Annotated in this window: 18 protein-coding genes; 5 read left to right on the top strand and 13 right to left on the bottom strand. The window is 56.7% G+C overall.

Translation table 11 applies throughout. The annotated features are described in order from the left end of the window. Positions 1–99: 99 nt before the first annotated feature. Positions 100–2,181: a TonB-dependent siderophore receptor gene (locus HVE01_RS01185; RefSeq protein ID WP_244973743.1), complete on the bottom strand. Its 2,082-nt coding sequence runs from the start codon at positions 2,179–2,181 to the stop codon at positions 100–102. Positions 2,182–2,584: 403 nt separating this feature from the next. Further along, entirely contained in the window at positions 2,585–2,953 is a 369-nt protein-coding gene (locus HVE01_RS01180; protein ID WP_125750693.1) for a hypothetical protein, read from the bottom strand. Positions 2,954–3,187: 234 nt separating this feature from the next. On the opposite strand from HVE01_RS01180, the gene HVE01_RS01175 reads away from it, so the two are divergent. Next, a complete protein-coding gene (locus HVE01_RS01175) occupies positions 3,188–3,505 on the top strand; it encodes a DMT family transporter (RefSeq protein WP_146941936.1) in 318 nt (105 codons plus the stop codon). Here HVE01_RS01175 and HVE01_RS01170 read toward each other — a convergent pair. The 4 genes from HVE01_RS01170 to HVE01_RS01150 all read right to left on the bottom strand — a co-directional run bounded on the left by HVE01_RS01170 (position 3,453) and on the right by HVE01_RS01150 (position 7,965). Then, positions 3,453–4,115, bottom strand: a complete 663-nt coding sequence (locus HVE01_RS01170) for a nucleotidyl transferase AbiEii/AbiGii toxin family protein (protein ID WP_449204457.1) — start codon at positions 4,113–4,115, stop codon at positions 3,453–3,455. The two genes, HVE01_RS01175 and HVE01_RS01170, sit on opposite strands and share 53 nt — an antisense overlap. Continuing rightward, positions 4,105–4,893, bottom strand: coding sequence for a type IV toxin-antitoxin system AbiEi family antitoxin domain-containing protein (locus tag HVE01_RS01165; protein WP_240645090.1), 789 nt, complete (start codon positions 4,891–4,893; stop codon positions 4,105–4,107). Before HVE01_RS01165 ends, HVE01_RS01170 begins: the two co-directional genes overlap by 11 nt. Positions 4,894–5,364: 471 nt before the next feature. Next, positions 5,365–6,846 (bottom strand): APC family permease, encoded by a 1,482-nt coding sequence (locus HVE01_RS01155; RefSeq protein WP_146941934.1) that lies wholly within the window; start codon positions 6,844–6,846, stop codon positions 5,365–5,367. Between the two features lie 51 nt (positions 6,847–6,897). Then, positions 6,898–7,965 carry a DmpA family aminopeptidase gene (locus HVE01_RS01150; protein WP_240645091.1) on the bottom strand — a complete coding sequence of 356 codons (1,068 nt, stop codon included), beginning with the start codon at positions 7,963–7,965 and terminating at the stop codon, positions 6,898–6,900. A 234-nt stretch (positions 7,966–8,199) separates the two neighbouring features. Here HVE01_RS01150 and HVE01_RS01145 point away from each other — a divergent pair, with 234 nt between their 5' ends. Further along, a complete protein-coding gene (locus HVE01_RS01145; protein ID WP_125750709.1) occupies positions 8,200–9,060 on the top strand; it encodes a MurR/RpiR family transcriptional regulator in 861 nt (286 codons plus the stop codon). Positions 9,061–9,289: 229 nt separating this feature from the next. Here the strand turns inward: HVE01_RS01145 and HVE01_RS01140 are convergent, their stop codons facing one another. From HVE01_RS01140 to HVE01_RS01110, 7 genes are all read right to left on the bottom strand, one after another. Next, on the bottom strand, positions 9,290–9,685 hold the full coding sequence (locus tag HVE01_RS01140; RefSeq protein WP_240645092.1) for a tautomerase family protein: 396 nt from the start codon (positions 9,683–9,685) through the stop codon (positions 9,290–9,292). Positions 9,686–9,736: 51 nt separating this feature from the next. Beyond that, positions 9,737–12,247 (bottom strand): CoA transferase, encoded by a 2,511-nt coding sequence (locus HVE01_RS01135; RefSeq protein ID WP_146941932.1) that lies wholly within the window; start codon positions 12,245–12,247, stop codon positions 9,737–9,739. A 76-nt stretch (positions 12,248–12,323) separates the two neighbouring features. Continuing rightward, the gene (locus HVE01_RS01130; protein WP_280529892.1) at positions 12,324–13,856 is read right to left on the bottom strand and encodes a BCCT family transporter; all 1,533 of its coding nucleotides are present in this window, start codon (positions 13,854–13,856) and stop codon (positions 12,324–12,326) included. 95 nt (positions 13,857–13,951) lie between these two features. Then, positions 13,952–14,791 (bottom strand): enoyl-CoA hydratase-related protein, encoded by an 840-nt coding sequence (locus tag HVE01_RS01125; RefSeq protein WP_125750716.1) that lies wholly within the window; start codon positions 14,789–14,791, stop codon positions 13,952–13,954. Next, positions 14,784–16,205: a CaiB/BaiF CoA transferase family protein gene (locus HVE01_RS01120; RefSeq protein WP_240645093.1), complete on the bottom strand. Its 1,422-nt coding sequence runs from the start codon at positions 16,203–16,205 to the stop codon at positions 14,784–14,786. Before HVE01_RS01120 ends, HVE01_RS01125 begins: the two co-directional genes overlap by 8 nt. A 27-nt stretch (positions 16,206–16,232) precedes the next feature. Then, positions 16,233–17,897, bottom strand: coding sequence for a GMC family oxidoreductase (locus HVE01_RS01115; protein ID WP_146941928.1), 1,665 nt, complete (start codon positions 17,895–17,897; stop codon positions 16,233–16,235). A 100-nt stretch (positions 17,898–17,997) separates the two neighbouring features. Beyond that, positions 17,998–19,509: a CoA-acylating methylmalonate-semialdehyde dehydrogenase gene (locus HVE01_RS01110; protein WP_146941926.1), complete on the bottom strand. Its 1,512-nt coding sequence runs from the start codon at positions 19,507–19,509 to the stop codon at positions 17,998–18,000. 174 nt (positions 19,510–19,683) lie between these two features. Between HVE01_RS01110 and HVE01_RS01105 the strand changes: the two genes are divergently transcribed. From HVE01_RS01105 to acuI, 3 genes are all read left to right on the top strand, one after another. Continuing rightward, the gene (locus HVE01_RS01105; protein ID WP_125750726.1) at positions 19,684–20,589 is read left to right on the top strand and encodes a LysR family transcriptional regulator; all 906 of its coding nucleotides are present in this window, start codon (positions 19,684–19,686) and stop codon (positions 20,587–20,589) included. 146 nt (positions 20,590–20,735) lie between these two features. Beyond that, positions 20,736–21,374 carry an acrylate utilization transcriptional regulator AcuR gene (gene acuR, locus HVE01_RS01100; protein WP_146941925.1) on the top strand — a complete coding sequence of 213 codons (639 nt, stop codon included), beginning with the start codon at positions 20,736–20,738 and terminating at the stop codon, positions 21,372–21,374. A gap of 70 nt (positions 21,375–21,444) precedes the next feature. Further along, positions 21,445–22,425: an acrylyl-CoA reductase (NADPH) gene (acuI, locus tag HVE01_RS01095; protein WP_146941923.1), complete on the top strand. Its 981-nt coding sequence runs from the start codon at positions 21,445–21,447 to the stop codon at positions 22,423–22,425. The last annotated feature ends 117 nt before the right edge of the window (positions 22,426–22,542 follow it).

Genomic DNA, 22,542 nt, shown 5'->3' with positions numbered 1-22,542 from the left:
GATTTATCACCCAGACACTAAACCAGGCACTAAAAACAAAAACGCCCGGCTAAATCGCCGGGCGTAAAAGCAAGTCAGGATTTCCAACAGCGTTTCAGCCTACCATTGATATTTAACACTCCCAATGACGCTGCGAGACTCACCGTAGTAGCACCAATATTCACAGCTCGCTACGTACTCTTTATCGGTGAGGTTATTAACGTTTAATTGGGCCTGCCAACCATCCGCAAACTCATAGCCCACCATCGCATCAACTAGCGTGTAGCTGCCTACGGCAGTGTTATCTGCCACACTGGTGTCTATTGTGCTACCTACATAACGCACACCACCTCCTAAGGTAACGCCCTTCAAGGCGCCACCGGTAAAGGCATAGTCCAGCCAGGTTGACGCCTGGTGACGTGGGATCAAGGGCGCCCGCTGATCATCTTCAAGGCGTGAATCGGTATAGGTATAAGCCGCCGTCACTTTTAAATCATCTGTTAGGTAACCAACCCCCTCCAACTCAAAGCCCTGAGAGGTCCGTTCACCTTCTTGCACCTGGAAGCCGCTCGGTGAGTTGATCAGCGTATTACTCTCTTGCAGGTCAAATACTGCGGCCGTGACATAGCCGTCCCAGCCAAAGGGCGCGACTTTGACCCCTGCTTCCCACTGGCGACCTTCGCGTGGCTCGTAAAGATCACCATCGCTATCGACTCGACCCAACGGGTCAAAAGATTCGGTATAACTGATATAGGGGTTAACACCGTTTTCCCCCAAATACATCGCACCACCGGACCAGGATACTTGGTCATCGTCTGAGCGTTGCGTTGTTCCCGCGGTAACATTCGTGTTTTCGGTATCCGCCTGATCATAGCGAACTCCACCCAAAAGTACCCAACGGTCATCAATACGCAGTTGGTTTTGGGCGTACAAACCGGTTTGCTCTTTATCAATTTCGCGGGTTAACAAATCATCCGCCCCTACAGGCGTAAAGTTGCCGTAGGTGGGGTTGAAGATATCGATAGGATCGCCAAAGGGGAATGGGTCAGCCTCTTGGCCACTCACCCCAAGGTTCTGATAATCCGCCCCCAGCAGCAGGGTATTTTCTGTACGATCGGTGTACCAAGTGCCCACCATACGGTTATCAACCGTCAAACTATCAATGGTGCCATCCCGGTACACATGCCCGCGTGCCGCCTGACGTTCATCAGCCATAAAGAAGGCGTACGTACTGCGCAGCTCTAAATCCAGTTCGCTGTAGCGTAAATCCTGCTCGAAGCGCCACGTATCATTAAGCTGATGGCGTAGTTCATAGCCTAACGCCCACTGGGTACGGTTATCCTTATCGTAACCCGGCTCACTCAGGTTAGTCTGAGGGTCGACACGGCCAAAGGGAGTGTCTTGGACCGTACCATAGGGCAGTTTGAAGGAGTTGACGGGAACACCGTCATCTTTCTGCACACTGGCCAAAAAGGTAACCGTTGTATCGTCGCTAACATCCACCGCCAAACTCGGCGCAAAGTAGTAACGCTCGTTGTTAGTCGCGTTCAGATCACCATCACGTTCTTTATAAAGGCCGACCAAACGGTAACGAACATTATCACTCTCGCCTACCGGACCGCTGGTATCAATGCCCACTTGACGATGATCGCGATTGCCAAACTGTATATTCACCTCGCCCTGAGGCGTTTCTGTTGGGCGCTTGCTAACCGCATTAATCAAGCCCCCAGGAGGCGCTTCGCCATAAAGAATAGACGATGGACCTTTGAACACATCCACACGCTCCAAGCCAAATGGCTCCGGCAGCCATTGGTAGAAGCCTTCACGATAGATCCGCAGGCCATCTTGGTAAGTGGACTGATCAAACCCACGCACCTTAAACCAATCAGTGTTGTTATCACTGCCGAAATGCCCCGAGAGTACACCGGCACGATAACGGAAAGTTTCATCGAGTTGCTGAACGTTGCGCGTTTCCAGCTCCTCACGATCAACGCTGGATACAGGGCGCGGCGTTTCCACCAGCGGCGTTTCCACTTTTAGTGCAGTTGCGGTTACCACGACAGGATCGTTAGCAATACGCTCTTCTTGAGCAAGTACCGCCAAAGGCGCAACGCTGAGCACTCCACTCAGCGATACCAACAGCGACCGGCGAACCGCCGCAGGCAGCGGCGCGACAGAAAACGACATGGACGTAGGGAGCATAGGAAGGTCTCACGGGCATGAGGAGAAACATCATTATAGTAAGACGAATGATACGGATTTTTATTTGCATGCACAATAACGACAACGGTGCACGCCAATCACGCTTTTAAGCGAATGTTCCGTAGCAATCTAAAACAGCTAGAGATGCGGGAATAATCAATGAAGGCATTCTGAAATGTATTGTTAACCGACAGTTGTGCCAAGACGACTGGACACTATCATCGCTGCTGATTTATAGGCTGTTACACAGCCTCGGACAGGAGCGCTGTTTTAGCCAACATTGATGCAACTTTTAAGCTAACCGGCGGCAATGGAACACAGCGGAATTGCCATCCGGTGCAAAGCCTTGTTCAGCATTTTCCTTGTTGGACATTGCAAGCATCGAACACGCCTGCATTAGTACTCATCCGAAAATATGAAACCCTTGCTGCAGCCTTCCGATGATTGCGAACAAACCGCTTCCCATTACCAGAGCGAGAAGGAACACTCCTGCAATGAGACACACATAAAGTAATGTCCAAGAACTGGCGGAGGCTGAATTCAGCTGCTCGTTGGAAGCTTTAGTGGAGCAACGGTGGATTCGGCTCAAACTTCGCTCCACGCCAAGAGCAATGCCACCAATAACGCCAAACAGCAGCGCGACCGCAAAAGTGATGGCTCGGTACTGCTCATTAATACAACCATCCCACACCAAAATAGCACCGTTAGTCCAAGCTAATGCGGTGCCACCCCATGAGACAAGTTGATAGATAAACCTAAGCGTATGGGTCATTGCTTGCTCGTACTATTGGTTTGCCTGCCAAATATTAATGATACACCTGTCTACATAAGCAGAATGACCCCGACGATGCCAGTCAGATAGTTGTCACGACATTTCTCAACGAAAACCTGGTGGATCAACTGCTTCTCACGAGCTAATATAGGCCTCTTCAAAGGAGGACGACCTCCCCCATCTTGGGCAATAATGACCAGGACGACCTGGCCCCGTTAGATTCCGGAGGGGTCAATGCCTTGGTTCTATCTTCTCGTTGCCGGTGTTCTTGAAGTTGTATGGGCTTACGCAATGAAGCAATCTCATGGCTTCAGTCGACTCATACCATCACTCATTACAATCTCAGCGATGGTGGCCAGCTTCTGGCTGTTAGCCGTTGCCATGCGAACTATTCCGCTCGGAACGGCCTATACGATCTGGACTGGAATAGGGGCTGTCGGGGCGTTTCTGGTCGGAATTGCCTTTTTGGCTGAGCCGGTTAGTACATCAAGAATCATTGCTATGATTCTGATTGTTTCAGGATTGGTGTTGATGAAGCTATCAAGCGCCTAAGTCGCGGGTTGATCACTTCGTTCAAGGGCCTGGGATGCCCCAGCAGATAGACCAGGAAGCCTTCGAATACGCTTCGATCGAGGCCGCCCTGGTTTAGAAGCAGCTTCACATCGAAAAGGTCCCGGGGGTGCTGGCGATCCAGCGCAGCGCAAATCTTGCCGCCGTACAGGTCCGGCAGCGACACCACCTGCACCGCCGCAAAGCCGTACTCGTCCTCAACGGATTCAACGACACCGCGCTCCTGGGTCGGGTGCAGAGTGCCACGTAGTACCGGCGATACCTCCACCTTCACCTGGCTACGCCCTCGGCGCACCAGGATCCTCAGCTCGTCTCGGCGATTATCCTGAAGCTCGGCCCGCACGCCTGGCAGCCGAGAGTTGAAGGCCTCTGCGAGGCGCTGCAGCGCCTCGCGACAGCGTCGTAGTGCCTCGTCACGGGGCTCCAACGGCAGGTAGGCCAGGTCGATATCGACCGATAGACGGGGTAATGGCTGCACGAAGAGGTTGATGGCCGTACCGCCCTTCAGGGCGAAGCACGGCTCGTCATTGAGGAAAGGCAGCAGCGAGACCAACAGCCTGACCTGTTCATGGTAGCGAGCTTCAATCGGCATGCAGGAACGCCTCCGGCACCGTCACGTGATATTCCCTATCCAACTTGCCGCCCTGGCAGAGCTGCCGCTTACCTTTGCCAAGGTCCAGTTGGCGTGGTTCCAGACGACCGTACCAGGCATGTCCGGCGTGGCGAGCCAGCACCAGAAAGGCCCGCTTGGTTCTCACCGAACGGCACCCCTCTAGCAATGCCTGCAGCCGGCGCGGGCGCAGCGTGTTAAGCCCGCCGAAGGTGTCCACCAGCTCACTGCTGAACAGCAGCGCATTCGGCGTCACGGCGATCCACTCCAAGACCGCTCGCTCGGGGGTCGATACCTGCAAGTTGAAGGCCCTGCCATCCGGCGCGTAGTCCGTGAAGCTGCCGGGAAGCTGCACCGGCAGGCCCTTTTCGGAGTGGAGCACCATCCGCCCTGCCCACTCGGCATCATTCAACCAACGGGGCAGCCGAACGGCTTCCTTGCCATACAGATACGTTGTGCTCTCCCCCATGGGCAGATAGTGGGCAAAGCCATGCAGTGCCAGGGCCGTCTGGCCACCGGGCCAAAGCGGTGGTAAACCCGTGTCGTCGCTCGTCTGCAGGGCGAAGACAGCGCTCTCCCAGGTAAGAGGCTCCCCCGCTTGGCAGTAGGCGCCGTGCCCCACGCGTTGCAGCCAGCCACTGCTGGCCAGCTTACGCGCCTGATCAGATGTGACGCCGTGTGACGCCAGCCAAGCGGTCGTCACCACGGCACCATACGGGTTGTGCAGTAAATGGTTTATCTTCAAGTACAGAAACGCCATTAAAGGACGTTTTTAGCGAAGAATTTAAACCGAAAGCTGAGTCTCCGACCCTGCTTGAATCCAAGTTTAGCCGGATCAGATAGAGCTGAACATCGGCAATTTCGTCACGCACGGCGGCCAGTTGCTGCTCATCCAGTTGCACTCCTGCAGCTTTACGCGTGTAGTAAACGATGCCAGAGCCTGCTACCGGACCAAGCCACTCCACTGCCTATGCCAACGCCAGAGCGTGAAGCAAAAATGTACTCGGGTCGATACACCACACACCAATGACAAGGCAGAGCGGTTCATTCAAACCGCTCTGCCTGAGAGTGGGCCTAAGCCTAGCACTATGAAAGTTCGGAAGCGCCAAGCGAGCCTCTGCCCGCTTGGCTTTACCAGTACAACTGGCATCGGCCCCATATCAGCCTGAATGATCAGCTTCCTGTTAGCAGGCCAATTATTTCAGTGAAAAAACCTAGTGGGTTGACACACTTAGTGCGCTGCTTGCTCAGGCATTGGCTCGCCTCCCACCAGTGTGTCCAACTGTCTCTTCGAGCTTTCCCGAATGGCAATGAATCCGATGATAAAGGCGCCGATGGGAATCACAGCAAGTACCGAGCTGACAGCCACGCTGAGTCCAGTCACCTGAGTGAAGTTGCCAAGTACTAGGTACAGGATAAAGGTCAATAGCAGACAGGCAACAACGGGGACCACACGGGTCGCCACCACCCGGCCTTGGGCGAGGGAGGGAGAGCGGTAAAAGAACACGACCGTCGCCACCGAGGTTAGCAGCATGAGAAGCACCATGCCGACCGTGGCAATGCCAGCCATGGAGCCGAATACTCCGACCAGCGGGCTGGCACCACTGAGCGCGCACAGCGCCACCAACACCAGGGCGCTCGCAGACTGGATCAGCGACGACACATGTGGCGAGCCATGCGAGTGGTGAACCTTCGAGAAGATACTGGGCAAGATATCGAAGTTCGCCAGCACGAACTGGTAACGCGCCACGATATTGTGGAACGACAGGATGCAGGCGACGAGGCTGGTCAACAGCAACACTTCCATGATGTCGGTAAGAACACGGCCGGTATAGAAACGTGCGGTATCCAGCACCATGTTGCCGCCGTTGCCAAGGTAGTCGTTGGCGACGGCATGTACGGTATCCGGGCCCCAAGCGTACACTAGGCACCAGCACGATACGGTATAGAAGCCGCCGATGATGAAGACCGCCCAGTAGGTTGCCCGGGGAATAGTACGATCCGGGTCATGCGCTTCATCGCGAAACACGGCGGTGGCTTCGAAGCCGATGAACCCCGTCACGCTGAACAGTACCGCGATGCCAAACGGCCCCCAGTCGCCGGTCGCGGCAGGCACCGCAGGCAGAATGCCCAGGGCACTGCCACTGGGTTCAAGCACAATGAACGCGTTCATGACAATGACCACCCCGATTTCCAGGATGAGCGCTACCGCCAGCACCTTCGAACTAAGCTCGATATCGCGATACCCTAGGGCGGCGACCACCACAAGCGCTCCACCGGCATAGAGCCACCAGGGCAGCGACGGCCCCCCGATAGTGGTCATCGCCTCGGCGGCGGCCCAACCAAAGAACCCATAGATGCCTAACTGAATGGCCGTATAGGTGATCAGAGCCACAAAGGCGGTTGCCTGGCCCGCTCGCGGCCCCAGCCCGGTACCCACATAGGTAAAAAAGGCGCCAGCCTCCTTCACGTGGGGTGTCATCGCGACAAATCCTACCGAAAATAGGAACAGCACGAGGGAGGCAAACAGAAAGCCCAGCGGTGCCATCGCGCCATTGCCGAGTCCGAGCGCCAGCGGAGTATTGCCGTTGACGACTGTCAACGGAGCGGCGGCGGCAACGACCATAAACACGATGCCCGCGGTGCCGAGTTTCCCCGACAGCCGATTGTGCTGGCTCGAGAGAGCCGTGGAACAAGCTTGAGAAGTCTTCATGAGTAGGTGGTTTCCTTATTGTTGTTGGTCGGAAAACATCAGTTGCACGTTTTAGGCAGGCATCGGCGGCTTCGCCTCCATACCCAATCCGGCCCGACGCATGAGCGGCGCCAGCCGCTGTAGATCCAGTGCGGGGCACCATCCCTGGGGCTTGGCCATCGGTGCGCCTTCGGCCATAAACATGGCGTTGAGAACGGCCTCGTCGGTGGCTTGCACTACTGCCATATAAAGGTCGTCGAAGCACTCGTCGTTGAGGTGGCACATCTGCTGTCGGGCTTTCCCCAGTTGAGGCAAGGGCCCGTCATTTGCGGTGCTGAAGGCCAGGAAGATGTCGCCCGAATCATTGCCACCGGGACTGCCGGTGCGCGAGATGCCGAGCCCGGCACGCTGGGCCAGGCGCTTCAGCTGGTGTGGCAGCATGGGGGCGTCCGTTGCGATAATGGCGACGATGGAACCGCGCTCACGGTTGAGTTCCTTGGGCCAGTTGCCGTCATCCAGAGACTTGCCGACAGGAACCCCTAGCACGTTGAGCCAGTCGCGCTTGCCATGGTTGGCCTGGACCAGCACACCGACGGTATACGCCTGGTCATCGATGACGACTCGCCGCGACGAAGTCCCCGTTCCGCCCTTGAAGCCATAGCAGATCATGCCGTTGCCGCCGCCGACGTTGCCTTCTTCGAGGTTGCCAGCATGGGCGCTGGCCAGGGCCGCGTGGACATGGTGAGCCTCAACGTGCTGGCCGTTGATGTCGTTGAGCACACCATCGTAGGTTTCTGCGACCACCGGCATCGCCCACAGGTGGTGTGACTCGAAGGTTGCGGCGTACTGCTCCAGCATCCAGCGCGTGGTGGCATGGTGGACGATGCCCACGCTATGCGAATTCGTCAGACAGACCGGGCCGACAAAGTAGCCGCCATGCTCAATCCAGTGGGTACCGGTCATTTCGCCGTTGCCATTGAGCGCGTGAAACCCTGCCCAGACGGGGCGCGGTGTGCGACTTCTCCCGTGGGGCAGAATGGCGGTCACACCGGTCTTGACCGGCCGCCCGTTGGCAGCCTTGCCATCGAGCGTCTCATAGCCGACCAGCACACCGGGGACGTCGGTGATGGCGTTGTACACGCCTGGCTCCCCGGGCGGTGACAAGCCTGCTTCGCGTACTCGCATTCTCTGCATAGACATAACCTCCCCATCATCGGTGGTAGAATCCCATCGCCGACGCAAGCTTCGCGTGGCCTTGAAGCGGTCGGGCACTCTCCTGTTCGGGAAGCCGACGGTATTCGTGCTCGACTTCGCTGCCCCAGACTTACTTTTCTACGACATTAAAATACCAAAATCAATAAAGGTGACATTAAAATGTCAGAATCGCGAGCTTCAGCTCATCTGAAACAGGACGTCGACGCGCTAGAAGGCGAGCTTTCGCGGGCGGAGCGAGCGCTCTATGCAACGCTACAGGCCAACCTGGAAAATCTGGCATTTGAGACCGGCGCAAGCCTTGCCCAGAAAAGTGGCGTGAGCCCAAACACGGTGAGTCGGTTCATGCGACGCCTTGGTTACAAGGGGCTGAACGGTCTGAAGGATGCATTGCGCGACGAACTGCGCTCCGGTTCACTGCTGAACGCCACCCTAATCGAGCGGATGGAACACCAGTCTGCGGACTTAGTAAGGCATTTCAGCGCCGAGATTGAAGCGCTCAAAGTCTTCGCCGAACAGCTTTCTGGCCAACACTGGCAAGACATCGTGGAGCGCGTCAGCGCTGCCGAGCGCGTCTTCGTCTGTGGGTTCCAGACCGTGCGGGGGCTGGCCGAGGATTTTGCTAACCGCCTGGCGTTGGTCAGACCTGGCGTGGAATTCATCGACCTCTACAGCGGCGTCCTGGGGCAATGGATGGACAGCCAGAACAGTCGGTGCTGCGTTATCCTGATCGATATCACGCCCTACGCTGAGGCTGGCATCACCTTTGCCAACGAGTGTCTGGCCAACGATACCGATCTGGTGGTGTTCAGTGATGAGTACGGTATCGCTCGCTATATCGATACCCCCTACATCGTCAGCATGACTACCGAAACCAGTCTTATTCTGGAGTCCACTGGGGGGCTGACGAGCGCCTTGAATGTACTGCTGCACTATGTGGCAAAAGCACACAAGAGCAATTTGCGCGAACGCCTAGAAGCATACCGCGCCCGGGTACAGCAGCTGCGGCTATATGCAAATTGAAGGAATAGGTACGACGTCGTAAAGCGACATGACGATGGAAGCTAACCTAGTTCTGTGATCGACCAGCACTCGCTGACCGCCCCCTTTCTTAGGTTGTTCGACGCGAACATTGTTGGCTGCGAACGTGCAGGTCGGGTAGCTGTCGACGTCATCAACTAATTCGCCGTTGGCGCTGAATGACAAAGGCCCGCGCTTGGCGGGCCCAGTGCACAATAGCAACTACCTTATCTTACTCAGGACAGAATTGAGCGACCCCATCCTGGAATGACCAATCGATATCTCGGTTTTCAGTGATAGTAATCATCACGTTACCAGGATCGATGCCGGGATTTCGAGCGAGTGATTCGACCACTCTGGCGTAGAACGCTTTTTTGGCATGATCCGGTCGTCCAGCTCTCATCACTAGATGCATCATGACGCGATCTTCAGCGCGTGTTTGAAGCTGAAGATGATCAGCTTCGCACTCATTGATTACCTGATAGCGATCATCTTCAGGAAAATCCATGGTATCGATCACCGCGGCGTTGACCTCATCGGCAATCGCTTTGATGTAGTCTCTCGACTTTCCTTTAAGCACATTGATAGTGACAAACGGCATCATTAACTCCAGTAGCAACCAGGACATTGGTTGTCATCGATTCATAGAAAAATAAAAATACGCTATCCATGGCAGTCTTCACGTCGGGAGATACTCTCGGCTCCAGCTCTCTGACACGACGCCATCTTCTATCAGGCGATCAATCTCGTCGGTGGAGTGGCCAAGTTCTTCGAGCACGCTGCGGGTCGAGGCTCCATACTTTTCAGATGGCGCCAAGGGATAGATCCTTCCCCTTTTGGGGCGAATGGCATAGGGGTCGAGCTGAGTGATCACGTGCCCACTCGGGTGATCCTCGTAGACTGAGAATGAATAGCTGCCACGGTCAACACCTGTACTGTCATCAGCCGGATAGGCATTGTAGGAGCGTAGCGTCTCAAGGTTTTCACAGACGGCAGCGGCGATGTCGGCAGCCTGCAAGCGCTCTACCCAGTCCAGAGCACGCATGGTCAAAAAGCGGGGTGCCAAGAAGGCGGCGCGCTCCTCCTTTGGTAGCTCGACCAGATCTTCCAAACCCTCTACATTGGCGAATTTGGGCAGATCATACTCATAGGCGCTGATCAGCAGGATGCCATCTGAAGCGGAATAGAAACGCGACAGATCATCGTAACCATTGACCTCACGGCCCGCCGGTTCATCGAATAGCCCGCGACGCTCGTAGTCGTAACAGAACGGCAGTTGAGCCAGACCGCTCAGGGCCGACAGCGAGGTCTTTACCCGGTCAACCTTGCCGGTCTTGAGCTTTTGGTACAGCGCCGTGGCGATACCGAGCGAGGCACCAAAGCCACACATGACATCGATGGTGCCGACGTGGGCGTGTTCTTCGGGCGTGTCCATGCTGCCGCCGAAGCGCAGCATGATGCCAGTTGTCGCCTGCACCAGGTCGTCGTAACCCAGGTAATTGGTTCGCGGGCCCGGTAGCACACCGCTGAAACAGTCCAATTGACAGAAGATAGCCTGGGGATTTAGGCGCTTCATGCCCTCTTCGGTCAGGCCCATACGCTCCACCTGCTTGTCGGTGGCATTCCAGACCACCACATCGCTCTGGCGAATGAGTTCGTCGAGAATTTCCCGGCCTCTCGGCTGCGTGATATCGGTCAGCACGGATTGCTTGGAGCGCATATGAGACAGGCCGAAGATGACCGTATTCCAGCAATCATAGAAGGGTTTGGCCGGATCAATCTTGATGATTTCCGCACCGAAGCGAGCCAGATACGCCACGGAATGGGGTCCAGCGATCACATTGCACAGATCAAGGACACGAACTCCCTCTAGCCAACCATCGCGGGCATTCTTGGCGCGCACCCGCGGCAGTTTGGTCTCGATTCTGAGCAGTGCGTTCAGCGCATCCTGATAGCCCACCCAACGGCGTGGAGAAGGAGACAGCATCTCCGTGCCACTGCCCTGCAGCCATATCATCGGACCCGGTTGTATCATCAGGCCAAATTCTGGATCGTCCACCTCGACCATCAGGCCGGCAGTCTCGGCATGGTCGTCGTGGATCCACTCTTGCAACCAGCGCTGGGGGGCACCGGGAAACTTGCCACGGCCGAAAATCTTCTCCCACTCCTTCGAGGTGCGGGTCATGAAGACATCTTTCATGCGGGCGGCGATATGGTCGGCCCAATGCTTGGGCAAAGGGTAGACCCCAAGCGACATATCGGAAGACCATTCGCTGGTCGGACGATAGGTATCCGGTTCCTCGTTCATACCTTCGGCAACTAGGTCATCGTAGATACCTAATACCTTCAGACAGCGTTTGGCATGCTGATTGTGGCTCGGACAGACCACATAGAACATGCGCCCATCCTTGCACTTATAGCTACGATAAAAGGGATCCAGCAGTTCCTGGAGCTCATCGTAGCTGAGGTTCATGGGCAGGCCTTCGATACGCCGACGCTCGATTTCCTTCTCGCGCTGCGTCTTGTAGCGCTCCGGCAAGCCATCGATCTTGATCGAGTTGTACGTCAGGCCTTCCATCAAGGCGCAGACCAGCGGGACTTCGATTTCATCCCCCAACCCCGTGCGCTCACGGGCCTGCAGTGCCAGCATGACCGACGATGCCGCCAGCATGGTGCCGTAAGCAGAGCCCAGTGGCAGCGGTGAGAACGACGGATTGATCCCCATCAGTACCCGGTTGAGACCCATATCCGTGAAGACACCGGAATTGGCCGCGATGACGCTCTCAAAGGCATGCCAGTCACGCCGAAGCTGGTCGTTGGAGGCAAAGCCGGGAATCGATAGCGTGATCAGCTCCGGACGCTCCTCACGCAAGGCGGAGAAGTCGATACCGAGACGCGCCATCACGCCGGGACGGAAGCTCTCGATGACAATATCGGCTTCCTCGATCAGCGCCAGGGCCTGGTCACGCCCCTCTTGCTGTTTGAGGTCGATAGATACGATCAGCTTGTTGCGATTAAGCGTTGCATTGGCAGGTGACGTCCAAAGGGGCCCCCCGGGGGGATCGACGTGGACGACCGTGGCGCCAAGATCCGCCAGAATCATGGCCACCGCAGGACCAGCAATGAACTGACCAAAATCGATAACCTTGACATCTTTCAATGGCAGGTTTGAATGGGGGTTTAATGCCATTATAGGGCTCCTTATCATGCCGATTTGTTGCTTGTTTGGATCGTAAGGAGGCATCCCTGCCTCCTGAAATGGGCAATTACTTGCGGTGATCTTCGATGACTAGGTGCGGCTCCAGAACCTTCTTGGCAAAGTCCTGACGCAGCCAACGAATAAGTGACCACGTCAGAATGCCCAATACCGGGATCATGGGGAGAGCCACGACGATGGTCGATGTCTGGACAGCCTTGAGTCCGCCCAACTGAATCAGAGCCACCCCCACTCCCGCTATCAAGAAGGCCCAGGTTAAGCGAATGGATCGCTTGGGTTCCTGATAACCAGACAGTTTTCGAGAGGTAACCGATGCCAAGACATAAGCGGAGCTGTCCAGCGTGGTTGCCAGAAAAATGAAACACAGCAGGATAAATACGCCCGTGACCACCTCTGACATGGGCAGCGTATTGAGAATGGCTTCTACGGCTGCGGGTATACCGCCTTCATCGAGAATAGCGGCCACATCCAGCGCACCACTGATCTGCAGGTCAAGCGCATAGCCTCCCCAGATAGCGAAGAAGACCCAGCATCCCAGCGCACCAAACACCATCTCCGCGATGATCAGCTCACGAATGGTACGTCCGCGAGAGATACGCGCCACGAACAACCCCATCATGGGCGCGTAGGCGATCCACCAGGCCCAATAGAAGACAGTCCAGTCTTGCCAGAAGGTCGAGCCGCCGACTGGATCGGTCCAGAGGCTCATTTCCACGAAGTGAGAGGTCATATTGCCAAGACTGTTCACCCAGCCTTCAATCATGAACAGCGAATCACCTACCAAAAAGGTGAACGCGAGTAGGAAGATGGCCAGCCAGACATTGATGTCGGACAAGATACGAATCCCCTTCGCCAGCCCGAACCATACGCTGGCCGAAAAAATCGCTGTCCAGACCAACAATATTCCAACATCGAGCATGAAAGACGGCGCGATACCAAACAACCCACTGACCAGCTGAGACACCAGTGGTACCGCCAAACCCAGCGACGTCCCCACACCGCCCACGATACCAAACACGACAACCGCATCGAGTATCGAGCCTATCCAGCCATCAGAGTGACGGCCTAGAACGCCACGCGAGGCGACAGAGAGCCTGACACCGGGACGATTGTGGACATACATCGAATAGGCAATCGGAATCGCGGGCAGGCAATAGATTGCCCAGGGAGTGAAGCCCCAATGGAACTGGCCGTAGCTGAGGGCCCACTCAGCGGCAGCATTACTCGAAGGCTCTACACCAAAGGGAGGGCTCGTAAAATAGTAAATGGGTTCAACCCATGCCCAGTTGACGATTGCAATACCGATACCACCGGCAAAGATCATCGCCACCCAGCTAAAATAGGAAAACTCAGGCTTGTCGTCCGGCCCACCTAGACGCACATTGCCAAACCGACTTAACGCCAACCCTATAAGAAACAGGACGATGCTAAGCCCAGCAAGCATATATAACCAACCGAAATTTCCGGTTGCAAAGGCGAAAGCGGCATTAACCAGGAGAGTCCCCGAGTCTGGGAACATTATAAGAGGAACTATCAGCCCAAGGATAACAAGGACCGAAGGTATAAAAACCCTTAAATCCATGCTATCGCCAGGCTTGTTTGGCGTGTTCATGTTATCTACCTATTAGTTGTTGATATTTGTTTTTTCTAGGTTTATTGACAGGGCTTTGAATATATCTAACGGTGACGAAAAACCGGAGCACGCTTCTTGACGAAGGCACTCATACCCTCCTTCTGCCCCTCGGTCGCGAAAGCCGCCTGAAAGAGCAGGCGCTCCTGACGTAAGCCTTCAGCAAGGGGAGTTTCAAAGGCAGCGTTAACGGCAGACTTGGCCATCTTGACGGCCGGTTCGTTGTAGCCGGCGATGGTATGAGCCGCCTCAAGCGCGTGTTGCATCAAATCATTCTTTGGCACCACCCGAGCAACCAAGCCAATCTCCTTGGCTTCCTGGGCGCCGATGTTGCGACCTGTTAGTACCAGATCCATTGTCATCGCTTTACCGATGGAGCGAGCCAAACGCTGCGAACCACCAATACCTGGTAGTATGCCCAGCTTGATTTCCGGCTGGCCGAACTGTGCATCGTCCGAGGCGATGATAAAGTCGCACAACAAGGCCAGCTCACAGCCGCCACCTAGCGCGAACCCACCCACCGCAGCAATGATGGGTTTGGAGATCTGCCGTACCTGATCCCAAGGCGATAGGAAGTCATCCATATAAAAGTCGGTGAAGGACTTCTCAGCCATCTCCTCGATATCCGCACCAGCCGCGAACGCTCTTGGGTTGCCGGTGACGACAATCGCACCGATGCCCGGATCCGCATCCATCTCGCGAAGCACGGCGAGTGTTTCTTCCGCCAATTGCCGATTGAGTGCATTCAGACTCTTCGGACGGTTGAGGATGATGAGGCCAACCCGTTCGCGCCGCTCAACAACGATCATCTCGGGATCGTTGTTGCTCGACTTATCTGAAGAGGCGGGCGCAGCGTGCTTCGTTTGTGTTTGCAATTTCTTATCCATTTTCCATCTCCGATTTACTTTTGGCGGTCGACTTGGGTTGTGGCTCAGAGTTTGACGATCGGCCCCGCTCGTTTTCAGACGCTACTTGGGCGTTCTTACTCTTCGGCTCGTTTCTCGAAAGAGCGGCCCCTGAATCACCGGATGCGACAGGACGAAACGCCCATGGAGTGTCCGTTCCAGATTCCGGTAACGAGCCCTGAATGTCCGGCTGTGTTGGCAAATGATAGGAACCATGACGAGCCATCAACTCCGTCAAGATGGCTTCTCGATGTTGCCCAAGACCCGGCGCACTCATTGGGACGCCACTATCAAAGTCCTCGCGCCCGGTCAGCTTGATCGGATTACCCGCTGTTTTGAAAGGCTTACCGGCCTTACCCTGAACCTGAACGATCATATTTCGAGCTTTCAGCTGCGGATGATCGAATAGCTTGTCGATGGTGTTGATCGGCGAACAAGGCACCCCCTCCTCGTTCAGCAGATCCACCCAGTGCTGCACGGGCTGCTCCAGTAGGATCTTTTCCATTTCAGCGACCAACTCGGGCCGGTTGTGACAACGCAAGTCGTTACTGATAAACCGAGGATCGAAGGCGAGCCTTGCCGCACCGATGGCATCGGCCATTAATAGGAAAAGGGTATCGTTGCCAGCGGCGATGACGAGCTTGCCGTCCTTGGCATTGAAGCTTTCGAAGGGCGCCAGTGAGGGGTGGCAATCGCCGGTTCGGTTCGGCACTTTCCCCTCGATGTCATAGCGAGCCAATGCGGTTTCCATCAGTGCCGCCTGGCAGTCGAGCATGCCGATATCGACACGGGTTCCCTGAGCATCCTTGGTTCGGCTATAGAGCGATGCGATGATACCGATCGCCGCGAACAGTGCCGCACTCAGGTCACCGAAGCTGGTTCCCACGCGAGCCGGCTCACCATCGGGCCACCCCGTCAGGCTCATAATTCCCCCCATGGCCTGCACCACCATGTCGTAGCCGGGTAACTCACTGAAGGGGCCGGTATGACCGAAGCCAGAGATCGATGAGTAGATTAAGTGAGGGTGCGTCATGGCCAAGCGTTCCGGGCCATACCCCAGACGGTCCATCACTCCAGGCCGAAAGTTTTCGACTAGCACATCAGACTCGTCCAGTAATCGTTCCAGCAGCTCGCGGTCGCGCGGCGACTTAATATCCAGGACAATGCTTTCCTTGTTCCTGTTGAAGCAGCTGAAATACGCGCTCTCGCCCTCGACGAACGGTCCAAACTCCCGCGTGTCATCGCCGGTTCCTATCTTTTCAATCTTAATGACACGGGCGCCTAAATCGGCCAGCACCATGGTGCAATAGGGCCCGGCGAGTACCCGAGAAAAATCAAGCACGGTAATCCCGTTGAGAGGGCCCTTCTTAAGTTCCGTTTGCGTTGAGGTGGTCATCGGTGTTCTCCCAAATTTCTGTCAGTTTTATTGTGATTTTAGGATCCAGCCCGCTGCCTTCTCGGCGATCATCAGTGTCGGTGAGTTGGTATTGCCGCTGGTGATAGTCGGCATGATGCTGGCATCCACCACGCGCAGGCCGGTCACGCCCCTCACCCGAAGGTGGGAATCCACTACTGCCATGGGGTCATCGTCGCGCCCCATCTTGGCGGTGCCTACCGGATGGAAGATGGTGGTACCGATATCACCAGCCAGCCGAGCGAGGTCTTCGTCGCTCTGGTACTGCACCCCAGGCTTGAACTCTTCGGGATCGTACTTGGCGAAGGCTGGCTGGGAGGCGATGTGGCGTGTGACCCGCAGGGAGTCAGCGGCGACCTGGCGATCCTCCTCCGTGCTCAGATAGTTGGGAGAGATAGCGGGCGCCTGGCGGGGGTTGCCACTCTTGATGCGCACCGTGCCACGGCTGGTCGGATTGAGGTTGCACACACTCGCCGTGATGGCTGGAAAGTCATGCAGCGGCTGTCCGAAGGCCTCGAGGCTCAGCGGTTGAACGTGATATTCGAGATTAGGATGCTCATACTCCTTGGAGCTTCGAGTGAAGATACACAGCTGGGAGGGCGCCATGCTCATTGGACCGGAGCGTTTTAGGATGTATTCCAGTCCGATCTTCGCTTTCCCTATCAACGAATTGGCCATGGTATTGAGTGTTTTGGCACCCTTGACCTTGTAGATCGAGCGAATCTGCAGATGATCCTGCAGGTTCTCGCCCACACCGGGCAGATCGGCCACCACCGGGATGGCGTGCTCGGCAAGCAGCGCTGTCGGACCGATCCCCGAGAGTTGCAGCAATTGCGGCGAGCCGATGGCACCGGCAGAAAGTACCACCTCGCAACGGGCTGTCGTCACGACCTTCTTACCCGCACGTTCGACCGTGACACCACAGCAGCGAGGCTCGCTGCCCTCGCCCGAAGCGAAGTCGAGTTTCAGTACCTGGGTGGAGTGCCAAACCGTCAGGTTACCGCGCTGCTCAACGCCCCGCAGGAACGCCTTGGAGGCATTCCAGCGCCAGCCCGAGCGCTGGTTGACCTCGAAAGCGTCCACCCCCTCGTTGTCACCTCGGTTGAAGTCGCGGGTGCGTGGGACGCCGGCCTCCACCGCCGCGGTTGCGAAGTCGGCCAATACCTGCCACTTCAGGCGCTGCTTCTCGATGCGCCACTCGCCACCATGACCATGGAATTTATAGTGGTCAGGATCGGCGTCGCCCCCTTCGTCCAAGCGATAATGATCCTCGTGCCGCATGAAGTCGGGCAGGCAGTTATCCCAACGCCAGGCATCGTCACCGGTTAGCTCGGCCCAACCATCATAGTCGCGAGCTTGGCCACGCAGATAGAGCATGCCATTGATGCTGGAGCAGCCACCCAGGGTTTTACCCCGCGGATAAATCAACGAGCGACCGTTCAGGCCCGGGTCGGGCTCGGTACGGAATCGCCAGTCAGTCCGCGGATTGTTGATGCAGTACAGGTAGCCCACCGGAATGTGGATCCAGTGATAGTTGTCACGGCCGCCGGCCTCGATCAGCAGCACCCGGTTGGCCGGGTCCGCGCTGAGTCGGTTGGCAAGCAGGCAGCCGGCAGTGCCGGCGCCCACCACGATATAGTCAAAGGCATGGGTATTGTTGGTCTGATCAGCCATGGCGTGCTCTCGCTGGGCATGCCGACCCGCCTGCGGGCGATCTCCGATCGGGGACTCGCCCCGATCGGCCGGCATACCGGTCAGTCAGTGAAGGGAGGAATTATTTTGCCGTCGGCATGGCGAACTCGGCGCCTGCGTCGATGGAGTCTGACCAACGCTGCATGATCGACTTCTGCTTGGTGTAGAAGCGTACCCCTTCTTCACCATAGGCATGGGTATCGCCGAACATCGAACGCTTCCAGCCACCGAAGCCGTGCCAAGCCATGGGCACCGGAATCGGCACGTTGATGCCAACCATGCCGACCTGAATGCGCCGACCGAACTCGCGAGCCACGCTGCCGCTCTCGGTGAAACAGCTAACGCCGTTGCCAAATTCGTGATCGTTGATTAGCTGAATGGCGGTGGCGACGTCCGGTACACGCACGCAGGCCAGTACCGGGCCGAAGATCTCCTCCCGGTAAATGGTCATCTCCGGGGTCACGTGGTCGAACAGGGTGCCGCCCATCCAGAAGCCGTCGGCACAGCCCTCTCCGGTGACGGACGAATCGAAATCGCGGCCATCGACAACCATCTCAGCGCCTTCGGCCACGCCCTTCTCGATGTAGCCAGTGATACGCTGATGCGCTTGGGAAGTGACAATCGGCCCCATCTCGGCATCGAGTTCCAGTCCATTCTTGATCTTCAGATCACGGGCCCGCTCAGCCAGTCGTGGCACGATCTTATCAGCCACGTCGCCGACCAGTACTGCTACGCTGATCGCCATGCACCGCTCACCTGCAGAGCCATAAGCCGCGCCGATCAGGGCATCGACGGCCTTGTCGAGGTTGGCATCGGGCATCACCACCATGTGGTTCTTGGCGCCACCCAGCGCCTGGATGCGCTTGCCGCTGCGCGCTCCACGCTCATAGATCAGGTTGGCGATGGGCGTCGAACCAACGAAAGACAGCGCCTTGACGTCGGGATGGTCAATCAGCGCTTCCACTGAGTCCTTGTCACCTTGCACTACGTTGAAGACGCCATCCGGCAGGCCAGCCTGCTTAAGCAGATCAGCCATCATCAGCGAAGCGCTGGGGTCCAGCGGGCTCGGTTTAAGCACGAAGCTATTCCCAGCAGCAATCGCCAATGGGAACATCCACATCGGCACCATCACTGGGAAGTTAAACGGTGTGATACCTGCGACCACGCCCAGCGGCTGACGGGTCGTCCAGTTGTCGATACCAGTGCTGACCTGCTCGGTGTAGTCACCCTTGAGCAGTTGCGGAATACCACAGGCGAACTCGACGATATCGATACCACGCGCCACTTCGCCCTGGGCATCGGTAAATACCTTGCCATGCTCACGGGTGATCGCTTCGGCCAGCTCGTCCTTATGCGCATTCAACAGCTCGAGAAACTTGAACATCACTCGCGCTCGGCGAATCGGCGGCGTATCAGCCCATGCAGGGAAGGCAGCCTGGGCAGCGGCCACGGCGCTGTCCACGTCAGCTTGGGAAGCTAGCGCGACCTGACCAGTCACTTGGCCAGTGGCCGGGTTAGTGACTTCTTGGTGGCTATCGGCTACGCCATTCGTCTTATGGCCGTTGATATAATGCTCGATTCGCTTGATGGTCATACCTGCCTCTCTTCTTATGTTGCACTGCAGCTTTTAAAGCCCTATACACTAGGGCTCTGTCGGCTCAAGACTAACGTAAGGCGGCATGTAATCAATTGAGAAAGTCAAAAGAAAGATATAAGTTTTACAAATATCTTGACGCTCTATGAACCGATCATTTGTAAGGAGGCATTCATGCATGACCTTAAGGCGCTACGCGCCTTCGTCGCCGTTGCTCATGAAGGTAGCGTGTCGCGCGCAGCCGAAGCGCTGCATCTGACTCAGCCCGCCGTCAGCCTCAAGCTCAAACAGCTGCAGGAGACACTCGGACTCACGCTCTTCAAGCGTCATGCTCAGGGGCTTGCACTGACGACCGATGGCCAGAATCTCTTAAAACCCGCGGAGACAGCACTTGCTGCACTAAAAGCCTTTGACATTAGAGCTCAGTCGATGCACGACACCCTACGTGGACGCCTGCGCATTGGCACTATCGTCGACCCGGAATTTATTCGCCTGGGTGCTCTATTGCATCAATTGGTTCAGCGGATTCCCCAGGTCGAGACGGACTTACATCATGGCACCAGTGGCTTGGTGCTGGATTCCCTGTTGCACCGCGAATTGGATGTCGGGTTTTACCTCGAATCCCCGGGGCAACAGCCGGAGACAGTTGAAGGGGCGCCGGAGGTAGAGATGATTGAACTGACGTATTTCGCTTACAACATCATTGCCCCTGAAGGCTGGTCATCAAGTTTGGTACGAACCGATTGGCCTAGCTTGGCCGCCCTGCCCTGGATTGTCACGCCAAGACGCTCCGTTCACTACCGGTTACTGGCCAAACAACTGCTACCTCTTGGCCTCACACCGAACCGTGTGGCCCAGGTCGATCAGGAGCCCTGCATGATCGACCTAGTGCGTGCTGGCGTTGGACTCGCCCTAGCCCGTGATGCCAATGCCCTGCAGGAGCGCCAGGAACGAGGGCTCATCGTTGCCAAAGGTATCAGCCTGCCCTGCGCACTGAGCTTCATATGGCTCAAGGAGCGGCGCGACGAGCCGGTCATCGCCGCCGTACGCGATGCGTTGGCCGATATCTGGTCATTGTGAGGGCCATACAGGACTAGGTGAGTAAACACCGTCAGTCTTCGGTAACAGATCTATTCCGGGGCGGTGCTCGACTTCCATGGCCGGTAACGGGTGGTCGAGCACGATGGTCGGTTGTAATTAATAGACGATCAGTCTATATTATTTCTATGACAACTACCCAACTCCCCAAGGCTCGACGCCGAGGCCGTCCCCCCAAGGTACCGCGGAAGGATCCCGATACCCGCGCCGCGCTAATTCGGAGCGGACTAGAGGTGCTAACTGAGCAAGGTTTCATCGCCTCAGGCATCGATGGCATTCTCAAGCGGGTCGGTGTACCCAAGGGCTCCTTCTACTACTACTTCGACAGCAAGGAGGCCTTCGGGCGTGCCGTGATAGAGCACTACGGCGCCTACTTCGCTGCCAAACTGGATCGCCACTTGAGCGATATGTCGCAACCTCCCCTAGCGCGCCTGGAGACCTTCGTCGAAGATGCCTCTGCTGGCATGGCACGCCATGGTTATCGGCGGGGTTGCTTGGTAGGAAACCTAGGACAGGAGGCGGGCGGGCTACCGACGGGCTATCGCGACTGGTTGCTCGCAACCCTAGCCGACTGGGAGCAGCGCTTGGCCCATTGCCTTGAAGAGGCTCGCGAGGCGGGCGAGCTCGCCAAGGGAGCCGATTGCGACCTCTTAGCTAAAGCTTTCTGGATTGGCTGGGAAGGCGCCGTGATGCGAGCGAAGCTAGAGCACAGCGCGCATCCACTGAGGATCTTCATCTCAACGTATCTTCAAGGCTTGCCCCGCTAAACGAGGCTTCTTCAGGCCTTTTTATAGACGATCGGTCTATAAAAGGGACTCTCACAATACGAGGTGCTACATGTTTAAGGCCATACTGATCGAAAAGCATGACGACAAACAGCAGGCAACGCTAAAAGACATCGATGAGTCGAAGCTGCCTGAGGGCGATGTCACCGTCCGGGTCGACTGCAGTACTCTCAACTACAAGGATGCATTGGCGATTACAGGCAAGGGGCCAGTAGTTCGTCAGTTTCCCATGGTGCCGGGTATCGATCTGGCCGGAACAGTGGAACACACCACCAATGACGCCTTTGCCCCCGGTGACGCAGTGTTGCTCAACGGCTGGGGCGTGGGTGAGGCTCACTGGGGAGGTCTGGCCGAAAAGGCTTGCCTGGATAGCCGCTGGTTGATTCCGTTGCCAGCAGCCTTTACGCCGCGCCAGGCCATGGCGATTGGTACTGCCGGGTATACAGCCATGCTTTCGGTGATGGCTCTTGAGAAGCAGGGCATTACGCCTGAGCAGGGCAAGATACTGGTGACCGGTGCTAGCGGTGGTGTGGGCAGCTATGCTATTGCACTGCTCGCGCGGCTGGGCTACCAAGTGGTAGCTTCCACTGGCCGCCCAGAGGAAGCCGACTACCTCCAGGAACTCGGCGCCGTAGAGGTGATCGATCGTGCCACACTCTCCGAACCGGGGCGCCCCTTGGGCAAAGAGCGCTGGGCGGGGGCAATCGACTCGGTAGGCAGCCACACTCTGGCCAACGTTCTGGCCTCCACCTGCTATAGTGGCAGCGTGGCCGCCTGTGGCCTGGCTCAAGGCATGGACCTGCCTGCCAGCGTCGCCCCATTCATTCTGCGTGGAGTGACACTGGTAGGAGTCGACAGTGTGATGCGCCCTCGCGAGGATCGCCTCGAGGCATGGCGGCGGCTGGGAGAGCTGCTGGCTCCCGAGCAGCTTGATGCTATCACTCGCTCTATCACTCTTGATGAGGCTATCGAAGCGGCCGACGACCTGCTTTCTGGACGAATTCGCGGGCGTGTGGTGGTGACGATGACCTAAAATGACCTAGAGATACGGTTGTTCCCTTACTTGTCGGATCCAGTGATGGCAATGATATGCGTACGACATGCCTTGGCCAGCTGGATAGCAATACCCTTCCCCCCCTTTGATCAGGCG

This window comes from Vreelandella venusta, from assembly GCF_007989605.1.
Classification (GTDB): Bacteria; Pseudomonadota; Gammaproteobacteria; order Pseudomonadales; family Halomonadaceae; genus Vreelandella; species Vreelandella venusta.
The sequence above is the reverse complement of the archived record's forward strand: the minus strand, read 5'-3'. Positions and strand labels throughout refer to the sequence as shown.